11 protein-coding genes are annotated in these 11543 nt (G+C 32.5%); 10 read left to right on the top strand and 1 reads right to left on the bottom strand.

Going from position 1 to position 11543, the window contains the following annotated elements:
• Window positions 1-3: 3 nt before the first annotated feature.
• The gene (locus KO527_RS03175) at window positions 4-510 is read right to left on the bottom strand and encodes a DUF2062 domain-containing protein (protein WP_216038935.1); all 507 of its coding nucleotides are present in this window, start codon (window positions 508-510) and stop codon (window positions 4-6) included.
• A gap of 57 nt (window positions 511-567) precedes the next feature.
• On the opposite strand from KO527_RS03175, the gene KO527_RS03180 reads away from it, so the two are divergent.
• From KO527_RS03180 to KO527_RS03225, 10 genes are all read left to right on the top strand, one after another.
• On the top strand, window positions 568-2784 hold the full coding sequence (locus KO527_RS03180; protein WP_216038936.1) for a DNA internalization-related competence protein ComEC/Rec2: 2217 nt from the start codon (window positions 568-570) through the stop codon (window positions 2782-2784).
• 97 nt (window positions 2785-2881) lie between these two features.
• On the top strand, window positions 2882-4639 hold the full coding sequence (gene msbA / locus KO527_RS03185; RefSeq protein WP_216038937.1) for a lipid A export permease/ATP-binding protein MsbA: 1758 nt from the start codon (window positions 2882-2884) through the stop codon (window positions 4637-4639).
• A complete protein-coding gene (lpxK, locus tag KO527_RS03190; RefSeq protein ID WP_216038938.1) occupies window positions 4636-5616 on the top strand; it encodes a tetraacyldisaccharide 4'-kinase in 981 nt (326 codons plus the stop codon). Before msbA ends, lpxK begins: the two co-directional genes overlap by 4 nt.
• Before the next feature lie 19 nt (window positions 5617-5635).
• On the top strand, window positions 5636-5833 hold the full coding sequence (locus KO527_RS03195; protein WP_216038939.1) for a Trm112 family protein: 198 nt from the start codon (window positions 5636-5638) through the stop codon (window positions 5831-5833).
• Complete coding sequence (gene kdsB / locus KO527_RS03200) at window positions 5821-6597, top strand: 3-deoxy-manno-octulosonate cytidylyltransferase (protein WP_216038940.1); 777 nt, start codon at window positions 5821-5823, stop codon at window positions 6595-6597. Before KO527_RS03195 ends, kdsB begins: the two co-directional genes overlap by 13 nt.
• A gap of 9 nt (window positions 6598-6606) precedes the next feature.
• On the top strand, window positions 6607-7293 hold the full coding sequence (locus KO527_RS03205) for a TIGR01621 family pseudouridine synthase (protein WP_216038941.1): 687 nt from the start codon (window positions 6607-6609) through the stop codon (window positions 7291-7293).
• A gap of 23 nt (window positions 7294-7316) precedes the next feature.
• Window positions 7317-8111 carry a tRNA cyclic N6-threonylcarbamoyladenosine(37) synthase TcdA gene (tcdA, locus tag KO527_RS03210; RefSeq protein WP_216038942.1) on the top strand — a complete coding sequence of 265 codons (795 nt, stop codon included), beginning with the start codon at window positions 7317-7319 and terminating at the stop codon, window positions 8109-8111.
• Window positions 8112-8174: 63 nt separating this feature from the next.
• Window positions 8175-9119 (top strand): endonuclease/exonuclease/phosphatase family protein, encoded by a 945-nt coding sequence (locus KO527_RS03215; RefSeq protein WP_216038943.1) that lies wholly within the window; start codon window positions 8175-8177, stop codon window positions 9117-9119.
• A 29-nt stretch (window positions 9120-9148) separates the two neighbouring features.
• Window positions 9149-10249: a DNA alkylation repair protein gene (locus tag KO527_RS03220; protein WP_216038944.1), complete on the top strand. Its 1101-nt coding sequence runs from the start codon at window positions 9149-9151 to the stop codon at window positions 10247-10249.
• 44 nt (window positions 10250-10293) lie between these two features.
• Window positions 10294-11535, top strand: coding sequence for a DEAD/DEAH box helicase (locus KO527_RS03225; RefSeq protein ID WP_216038945.1), 1242 nt, complete (start codon window positions 10294-10296; stop codon window positions 11533-11535).
• Window positions 11536-11543: the final 8 nt, after the last annotated feature.

Below are 11543 nucleotides of genomic sequence, written 5' to 3' on the forward strand. Positions count from 1 at the left end.
TCTTTATTTATGGCGGTTTTTCCAAGCTCTTCTCACAGAAGTTTGCCATAAGATATCACTGCCAAAATATCCGATTAAAGCAGCTATGGATGCACAAATTAAACTTCCTAGCATAAAAGCAGGACCAATAGTTGATAAGCTATCAAGGAGCCATTGAACTGTTGGCTCAAATGAAAAATCTTGACTATTTTGCCCAAGCACTGTTGAACCAACTAAGTATGAACCATAAAAAATAGGAGGCATGGTCAACGGGTTGGTGATCCAAACTAAAGCAACCGAAAGCGGTAAGTTTACACGAAAAGGAATTGCAAGCGCAGCAGCTAACAGCATTTGAAAAGGAACGGGTATGAAGGCAAAAAATAAACCAATTGCAAAAGCACCTCTTGCAGAGCGTCGATTCAAATGCCATAAGTTTGCATCATGTAATAATGAACCAAATATTTTAAGTGACTTATTATTTTTAATCTTATCGTGATCTGGTAAAAAGCGTTGAATAATTTTTTTTGCCATGACGCTAAAATGTTTCCTTTGTGTCAAATCTGTTGTGGATTTGTTTTTGGGTGCTTATTGTCGCTGTTTGAGTTTAATACTCCAGTCTTTTTTACAATATTTGCATCTATTTTTCTATTAAGCCTATATTTTAAACGCTTTATAATTTTATCTCTTAGTATTTTAACAGCAGCAGTGTATTTAATGGTTTATTACCATATATTTTATAGCTGGGAGTTACCTCATTATAAAAAAGCTAAAAGCTATCAGTTTAGAGCACAGATCGTTAAAGTATATGCACATTCTACAAATAAAGAGCGTGATTCAAATGTACCATTATATTTTAAAGCTAAGCTACTAAATCTAAATTCAAAGGAAATCAAACAAACCGTATTTGTAAATTTAGCTTGGTATAAAACAAAAAATAAGCTTTTACCTTCTGACATTATTACTGGTAATGCTAAGCTTAGACCCTTTAGAACTTTGCAAAACTTTGGAAATACTAATGGAGAATTATGGGCTTTTTACAACCATATTAAAGCGAAAGGGTATATAGATTCTAAGTTTAATATTCAAGTTATTAAAGATAATCCTCTAAGTAAAATACAAAAACTAAAGTACGATGTATCAAGTATATTTAACGAATCTAGTAACAACTGGTTTTACCAAGCCGTATTATTTGGTAACAAATCTTTGATCTCAATTAAAAATAAAGAGCAGTTTAAAATACTCGGAATAAGTCATTTGTTTGCAATTTCGGGTCTACATATTGGGATGATATTTGCTATTGGTTTTTATTGTCTAAAATTTACCTTTAGATTACTTAGTATCCAAGTAAATCAAAAATATAACCTAAATATATTATACACATGTTCGGGCTTGGTATTTTCTGTTATTTATACATTGCTAAGTGGTTGTACGGTTTCTGCAATTCGCGCACTAATCATGTTATGTGTATTTTCATTAATGTATTTGAGAGGTTATCAATACGTTAGCTACAAAGCGTTACAACTAGCACTGATTATCTCGTTACTGATGAACCCATTTCAGCTTTTAAATCCTGGTATATATTTTTCATTCTTAGCGGTTTATATATTAATTTTTAGTTATACAAATATAGGATTAAATCACGATACATATTTTAAACGATTTTTATGGCTCATGATAATTCAGTTTAATCTTACTATAGGTTTATTACCGCTAGTATGGTTTTTATCTGATGGTGCCAGTATTGCAGGAATACTTGTTAATTTAATTGCTATTCCTTTAATGGCGTTTTTTATTTTGCCTAGTCTTATCACGATTATTTTTTCTTCTATTATCAATTGTTCAGAAAAGTTATTATTGTATTTAGATTATATTTTATCTGAATTATTTTTATATATAACTTCACTTGACTTGTCTGGAGTGTGGTTTCAACTAGGAGAGTTAAGCTGGCAATCTTTAATATTAATATATCTGATTTTATTGATGTTTAGTTATCGTCTAACATGGATGTTATTAATCCCGCTTTGTACTTTATTAGCAAACAAGCTATCTTACGAATCGCCTTTATGGCAAGTTGATATTTTAGATGTTGGTCATGGACTCAGTATATTAATATCACAAAATAATAAAACCTATGTATACGACCTTGCAGCTAAATATAGTTCAGGTATGAGTGTCGCTCAAACCCAAATCATCCCTTATATTGAAGGACAAAAATTAACTGTAGAACATACTTTGATCAGCCATAAAGATAATGACCATTCAGGCGGTCTACAAGAATGGGCAAATTATGGTTTACTAGGGACATTACTAACACCACTGGATGAAAACCAGAACATCACAGCGTGTAAGTTAGGTAAAAGTGAATTTGGCATGTTAACTATAAACAATATTGGACCTAAAACAATAAGTAAGTTAACTAATAATAACTCCTGTGTTGTCAGAATAACTGATGGTCGGTTTTCTATACTATTGCCTGGAGATATCCATAAAAATGCAGAAATAGATTTGATAAAGTCTTTAACAGATATCAAATCCACAATTTTGATAAGCCCACATCATGGGAGTAAAACGTCTTCTAGTATAGAATTTATAAAACAAGTATCTCCAACTTGGGTAATACATTCAAGTGCATTTAATGGCCGTTGGTTAATGCCTCACTATGAAATAATACAAAGATATGCAGACCTGAATGTACAACAATTAATCACAGGAATATCAGGTCATATTAGAATAAAAATATTTGAGCATGAATATCTAATTGAAAGTACGAGAAGTAAGCAAAGTTATTGGTTTTTGGTGAATTAACCCATACTTATTTGTAATAGAATTTGGGTTTTATTAGATGCAAGGATACAATAGTACTTCTTGATCGTATTTTATATAATTATCAGAGAGTATTTTAATGAGTTCAACCTCATCATTACATTTCAAACGCTTATTAAGTTATGTCAAAAAATTTAAAGTTGTCGCTGCTTTTTCTATTTTTGGCATGTTAGGGTATTCAGCAATGGATGCTTTATTTATTCAACTTATGCAACCATTTATAGATTTAGGTCTCAGTGGTAAAAATACAGAACTTAAATCAGAAACTTTGTTGATGGCACCAATGATTGTCATGTTATTAGTTTTTTTCAGAGGGTTATTTAACTACATATCAAGCTACAGCTTAAGTTATGTTGGCTCTCAGGTCGTAAGAAGTTTGAGGCAAGAGTTATTTGAGCATATGTTACATTTGCCTGTTTCTTTTCATGATAAACACTCTACTGGTAGTTTAATTTCTAAAATAACTTTTGATACTGAACAAGTTCAACAAGCTATAACCAAAGGCATGTTAATTTTAGTCAGAGAAGGTGCCTTTGTTATATTCTTACTTGCAGGTATGTTTTATGTTAGTTGGAAGCTGTCGCTTATATTTCTCATTATTATGCCGTTAGTGGCCCTTGTTGTTACGATAGTTTCAAAACGCTTTAGAAAAATATCAACTAATATTCAAAATGCGATGGGAGATGTTACCCGTAGCTCCGAGCAAATGCTAAAAGGACATAAAGTAATTCATAATTTTGCTGGGCAAGAAATTGAAATTGAAAATTTTTCAAAAGTGAATAACAAAAATAGGCAACAAAGAGTCAAAATGGATGCTACTAAAGCATTAAGTGTTTCTGTTATTCAGTTATTAGCTGCAAGTTCTATGGCTGTTATTTTATATTTAATGGCGCAACCTTCTATGGTTAATTCGATAACAGCAGGCTCTTTTACTGCATTATTAACATCAATGATGATGATGTTACGACCTCTAAAGCAACTAGCTAATGTTAACAGTGATTTTCAACGTGGTCTTTCAGCAGCACAAAGTATCTTTGAGATCTTAGATACCCCAGTAGAAAAAGACACAGGTTTAAAGTCAATTTCAAAATCTCAAGGCTTAATTGAAATTAAAGACTTAACTTTTGCTTATCCTTCAAAAGATGAACCAGTCTTAAATAAGCTTAACCTTACTATACAGCCAGGTACGAGTATTGCTTTAGTTGGTCGCTCAGGTTCAGGTAAATCAACCGTATCAAATTTATTACCGCGTTTTTATGATGTATCAACATCTGGCACTATCTTGCTTGATAAAGTTGCCGTTGATGAATATCAATTAAAAGATTTAAGAGCACAATTTTCAATCGTATCCCAACAAGTTATTCTATTTAATGACTCGATTAAGAACAATATTTGTTACGGGCATAAGACTAAGTTAACAGACCAACAACTTGTAGAAGTGTGTAAAAAAGCCCATGTTTGGGAGTTTGTAAAGGATTTACCTGAGGGTTTAAATACCATGGCAGGTGAAGATGGCGTAATGTTATCTGGTGGACAGAGACAAAGAATTGCCATTGCCCGCGCTTTAGTAAAAAATGCACCTATTTTAATATTAGATGAAGCAACATCAGCATTAGATACAGAGTCTGAAAAATTGATCCAGAAAGCATTAAGCGAGTTGATGCAAAATAAAACTTCAATCGTTATTGCACATAGGTTATCTACTATAGAAAATGCAGATCAAATCTATGTGATAGATTCAGGTAAAGTTATAGAGCAGGGAACACATAATGATTTACTGGCACTAGATGGTGCTTATGCTGGATTAAGCAAAATTCAATCCGGTGAAAACGGATGAGTTTAATAGAAAAAAGTTGGTATAAAAAACAGTGGTATTTAAACCCTTTAACTTGGCTATTATTGCCTTTATCTTTAATATTTTGCTTGTTATCAAATTTAAGAAAAGTATTATTTAAATTAAAAATTAAAAAAACAATTACTTCACATGTACCTTTAATCGTTGTTGGTAATATTAGTGTAGGTGGCAACGGTAAAACACCTATGGTTATTTGGTTATGTGAATACTATAAAAACTTGAATAAAAATGTTGTTGTGATCAGCAGAGGGTATGGCGGTACAAGTGAGTCATATCCCTGTGAGGTTGACCAGCACTCTTCGCCATACGAGTGCGGAGATGAACCTGTATTAATTGCAAAAAGAACACATTACCCAGTAATTGTTGGACCAAATCGTGTTGAGAATATAAAACTAGCGATTGATAAACATCAACCTGATGTGATCATTTCAGATGATGGTATGCAGCATTATAAAATGGGTAGACATCTAGAGTTGTGCATTGTTGATAGCAAACGTCAGTTTGGTAATGGACTTTTAATGCCAGCAGGTCCACTGAGAGAAACTAAAAGTAGATTAAAATCAATTGATTTAGTAATTGAAAATGGTGGTGATTCACCACTTCATTATGTACTAGAGCAAGGCGGTTTTTATCACGTTAAAGATAATAAACCTGCTAAATTTAAAAAAGCACAAAAAAGTGGTATTGCGGTATCGGCTATTGGTAACCCAGCGAGATTCGAAACTTCACTGACACAAGCTAATATCAATATTATAGAAAAACATCACTTTAGAGATCATCATAAATTTACAATTGATGATTTTACACATGATTCAAATATAAATATTTTCATGACAGAAAAAGATGCGGTAAAATGTAAGTCATTCGCAAAGGATAATTGGTATTATCTAAAAGTAGATGCCAAACCCAATGCTCTAACACATGAAAAATTAATAAAATTACTTAATACGCTCACTTAAAAAGAGAAAAGAGAACCTTATGGCTTTTGATAAAAAACTATTAGAAATACTGGCTTGCCCTGTCACTAAAGGTAAATTGATCTTAGATAAAGAAAATAGTGAATTAATAAGTACACAGGCAAAACTTGCGTATCCAATTAATGATGATATTCCTGTTTTACTTGAGACTCAAGCACGAGAGCTTAGCCATGAAGAGGTTGAAAAATGGCATTCGTAGTTGTCATTCCAGCGCGTTTTGCATCAAGTAGATTACCAGGCAAGCCTTTAGCAGATATCTGTGGTAAACCTATGATTCAACATGTTTATGAAAAAGCATGTCAGTCAGGTGCAAGTAAAGTTGTGATCGCAACAGACCATCAAGATGTCTTTAATATAGCTCAGGGTTTTAATGCTCAAGTTGTTATGACTAAAGATTCACATGAATCTGGCACTGAAAGACTTGCTGAAGTAGTAGATATTTTAAATTTATCTAAAGATACTATCGTAGTGAATGTTCAAGGCGATGAGCCGCTATTAGCCCACGAAAATGTTGACCAAGTCGCTGCTTTATTAGCTGATTCATCAGCACCAATGGCAACATTAAGTGTTGATATTAATGAGGTAGAAGAAGCTTTTAACCCTAATGCAGTAAAAGTTGTTAGCGATAATGATAATAATGCACTTTATTTTTCTCGAGCAACCATTCCTTACGACAGAGAACGTTTTTTAGCGAATGATACAAGCAATAAAAAAAATAATGAAATTGGTGATTTTTATCAAAGACATGTTGGTATTTATGCTTATAGGGCTGGCTTTATTAATGAATATATCACACTGGAACCTTCACCACTTGAGAAGATTGAAGCGCTTGAGCAATTAAGGGTTTTGTTTCACGGTAAAAAAATAAAAGTTCAAACAGCTAAGATTACTCCTGAAGCGGGTGTTGATACACCAGAAGATCTAGAGCGTGTTGTCAGTTATCTTTCAGCTAAAAGTTCATAATATATATTGATGTTAGAACTACTTAATATCGTTTATGATCATAACGATTTTGTCATTTTTGTAAAACCGCCAGGTTTAAGTTTTCATAGTGAAGACGGTCCTGGCTTTGTTGTAAAAGCAGAACAACAATTACAAACAAAACTATTTTCCGTCCATAGATTAGACAAGGTGACATCAGGCCTAATTATTTTAGCTAAAAATAAAGTTGCTGCCGCAAAGTTTACTGAGCTGTTTACAACAAATAGCCAGAATGAAAAACAAATTGAAAAGTTTTATATTGCATTAAGTGCTCAAAAACCCAAAAAAAAGCAGGGTTGGATAAAAGGCGATATGGCAAAATCCCGTAGAGGTGCTTTTAAATTACTAAACTCGAATACAAATCCTGCAGTAACACGTTTTTATTCTTACTCAGTAAAACCTGGAATTCGCGCTTTTTTACTTAAACCTTATACAGGTAAGACACATCAATTAAGAGTTGCCTTAAAAAGTTTAAGTTCTCCAATTTTAGGAGATGCACTTTACGCATGTAAAGAACAAACTGACCGAGTTTATTTACATGCATTTGCGCTAAAATTTAAGTGGAACAGTGAAACAATCCAACTGATAAACTGGCCTGAACAAGGTGAACACTATGTGTCTAATGAATTTAAAATGTTGAATCAACACTTGTCACAGCCTTGGAATTTAGATTGGTAAGTTAACAAAATGAAGATAATAGTATGAATGAAAATAGTAAAATGCGTTTTGGTGGAATTCAAAGATTATATGGTGAGCAACAAGCTGATTTACTGATACAAGCTCACTTTTGTGTCATTGGTATTGGTGGTGTTGGCAGTTGGGTTGCTGAAGCACTCGCTAGAACGGGTTTAGGAAATATTACATTAATTGATCTTGATGATTTATGTGTAACCAATATCAATCGACAGATCCATGCGCTAACAGATACAATTGGAGAGTCAAAAACCGAAGCTATGTCAGCACGGCTCAAACAAATTAATCCTGAAATAAATGTCACTGAAATTGATGACTTTTTAACAACGGATAACTTATTTGAATATATCAATGGTTTTGATTATGTAATCGACTGTATTGATCAAGTAAAGGTAAAAGCTGCGCTAATTTATCATTGTAAACGCAACAAATTACCGATAATTACTATGGGTGGTGCGGGTGGACAAACTGATCCTAGTGAAATAAAATTTGGTGATGTTGCCAAAACAACAAATGACCCCTTACTGTCTAAAGTAAGATATTTACTTAGAAAACAATATAACTTCACTACAAATCCAAAACGAAAATTTGGTATAGACTGTGTCTTTTCTACGGAACAATTAGTTTATCCAAGTAAAGATGGTTCAGTATGTAATACTAAACAAAATGCTGATGGGTCTTTAACGATGGATTGTGCTAACGGTTTTGGTTCAGCAACTATGGTTACCGGTAGTTTTGCTTTCTTTGCGGCTTCTAAATCTATCCGAAAATATTTAGATAAACAATTAAGATCTGTGAAGTAAAAATTACGGTTTTAAGATTTAGCGCTATAATTAAATAACACCTTTAGAACCAAGGTTTTATATTTGTTAAAATTTCTTCTGTTATTTTTTTATTTTTCGCTAATGAGTCTATTAACGATACCATTCTTTGATTTACCTTGGTGGCTTGATAATTTATCTAATCTAATTTTCATTTGTATCGCGTTGCTAATGATAGCAACGCCATTTTTAATTATAAGTTTTAAATACCGCTCACTTATATTTATTATTCCAAGTGTCTTTTTAGTTTTATATCATCTTATTCCTAGTTTTTATTTTAGTAAACCAAATGAAATTCAGAAATCAAAAAGTTATCAATTTATTCAAGCGAATTTATCTTATTACAATAAGCATATAGAAAAATTTTTTGATAAAACTAAATCTTTAAATAGTGATTTTATTTTTATCTTTGAATACAGTGATCGTAATAGAGAAAAGTTCTTACAATTCGCCAACGGCAACTATATGTATGGTTATGATGAACTACAGGGCTTCCCATCTGGGATAGGCGTAATTAGTAAATATCCGATTATTTATTCGCACCTACATAAATCTAAAACTAAGTCGGCTGAAATTTTAGAGTTAAAATTTTATGATAAAAATATAAATACAATTATCCATAGCTTTTTACTTCACCCGCCATCACCTAGAAGTAATGCCAAATGGAATGACAGAAACACTACATTAAAAAAGTTAACTACTTTAGTTGAAGCCAATAAGTCAAAATTTACTTTGATCGCGGGAGATATTAATATATCCCCTTGGTCATTTAATTTTCCAAAAATAAAAAATTTTACACCATGCTATCAAGGACAAGGTTATTTAACATCATGGAAATTACAAAACGATTTCCCTAAATCCCTCATAACTAGTTTTATTGATCATTGCTTTTATAATCAAGGCTTTTCATTAAAAGATTATAAACACATGAAAATAAAAGGAAGTGATCATCAAGCACTTGTTTATCAATTAGAGCTAGTGATAAAGTAATTGAACTTAACTTAATAAAGTTCATCACCTTGAAAAATAATTTATCTGAGCAAGCAGTAAATCGTATCGCTTATGTTTTATCAAAATCTATGTCAGACTTTGATCAACATACATTTAAAACACATGCCTTGTTAGGCTTAGATAACCTAGAGTTGAAACAGCGGGTAACTCACTTAATTCACGTTATGCATATTTTTTTACCTGATGACTTTGATACAACGGCTGAAATTTTATTATCTGTAAAATCAAATTGGGACTATGGTGATCCAGATGATAGTTATAATAGTTTCGCAGCTTGGCCAATTATAGATTACGTCAGTACTTATGGACTAGCGCATAAAGAAACGTCATTAAATTTACTAAAAAACCTCACATGTTTATTTTCATCTGAATTTGCAATCAGACCATTTATTGTTAAGTATCCAGAATATTGTTTTGAACAGTTTAGAATATGGATAAATGATGAAGATGAACATGTTAGGCGACTGGTATCTGAAGGTACAAGACCTAGATTACCTTGGGGCTTACAACTTAAATCATTTATAGTCGATCCTACTCCCAACCTAAATTTATTAACACATCTGAAGTCAGATCCAAGTTTGTATGTTAGGCGTTCGGTGGCAAATCATTTAAACGACATTGCAAAGGACAATCCCGATGTTGTTATTAAAGTATGCAAACAATGGCAAAAACATAAACTAAACAAACAAGAAAAATGGGTTATTCAGCATGCTACACGTAGTTTAGTAAAAATGGGTAATGAAGATGTGTTCCCATTACTCGGTTACACTGATAATCCACAAGTGAAAATTAAAGACTTCAAGTTAAACAATCATAAAATAAATAGAGGAGAAGACTTAAATTTTGATTTTAACTTAACATCACACAGTGATAGAAACCAAAAAATTGTTGTCGATTTTGCAATTCATTTTGTTAAAAAAAACGGTAAAACAAATGCAAAAGTGTTTAAATTAAAATCATTTACGATAGAGGCAAAAGCTGATGTGGATTTATTTAAGAAACATTCGTTTAAGGAAATATCGACAAGAAAATACTATATCGGCACACATAAAATAGAAATATTAGTTAATGGACAAACAAAGGCAACAAAACACTTTGATCTGATATAAGTTCTGTTAAACTGCGGACAAAATTAGTATAGGTGGAGTAATATATGGGTTTTTCAACCTTAGGCATAAACGAAGATTTATTAAAAGCAGTAGTAGCACAAGGCTATAAAGAACCAACACCTATACAGGCTTCAGCTATCCCAGCAGTTTTAAAGGGTAAAGATGTTATGGCCGGCGCTCAAACTGGTACTGGAAAAACAGCTGCTTTTGCTTTACCACTATTACAAAAGATTTTAGAAAACAAACAACAGAACCTTGCAATAAAAACATTAGTTTTGACACCAACACGTGAGTTAGCGCAACAAGTACATAATAGCTTTGAAACTTACGCACAATTTACTGATATAAAATCTACTTTAGCCTACGGTGGTGTCAGTATAAAAACACAAGTAAAAGCGTTAAAAACAGGTGCTGATATATTAGTTGCAACGCCTGGTCGCTTATTTGATCATATTGTAAATGGTACAGTAGATTTAAGTCATGTTGAATATTTAGTATTTGACGAAGCAGACCGTATGCTAGATATGGGTTTTATAGATGAAATTAATAGGATTTTAAAACGACTACCACCTAAGCGCCAAACATTATTATTTTCAGCGACCTTCGACGAAGCGATTTTTAAATTAAGTAAAACATTACTTAAAAACCCTGAGTTGATAGAAGTTAACGAAAGAAACAAAGCGACCACACAAGTGGAGCAAGTTGTATATAATGTTGATGCTGATAGAAAAAGGGAATTAGTATCTCATTTAATAGGATCTAAAAATTGGCAACAAGTTTTGATTTTTACACGAACAAAACAAGGAGCGGATGCGCTTGCTAAAGAGATGTGTAAAGATGGGTTAAAAACACAATCAATTCATGGAGATAAATCTCAAGGTGCACGTGAAAAAGCATTATTAGAATTTAAATCTGGTAAAACTCGTGTATTAGTTGCTACTGATGTTGCCGCTCGAGGTTTAGATATTGAACAACTTTCGTACGTAATTAACTATGAACTACCTTATATAGCAGAAGATTATATCCATAGAATAGGGCGTACAGGTCGGGCAGGGAGTACAGGATTAGCGATAAGTTTATTAAGTCCTGACGAAAATTGGTTATTAGAAGAAGTTGAAGCCGTGATAAAAGATCGCCTTCCACAGCAATGGCTTCCAGGTTATGAACCTGACTTAACAAAAAAACCAGCTAAAGATGACTTTAAAAATACTCGTTCAGCTCAAAAACGCAGAACTAAAAAACGTGCAAGTGGTGAAAAAACAGGTAATAATAGAAGAAGACGTTAATATAAGTT

It is taken from the genome of Pseudoalteromonas sp. C2R02, assembly GCF_018860845.1.
Taxonomy (GTDB): domain Bacteria; phylum Pseudomonadota; class Gammaproteobacteria; order Enterobacterales; family Alteromonadaceae; genus Pseudoalteromonas.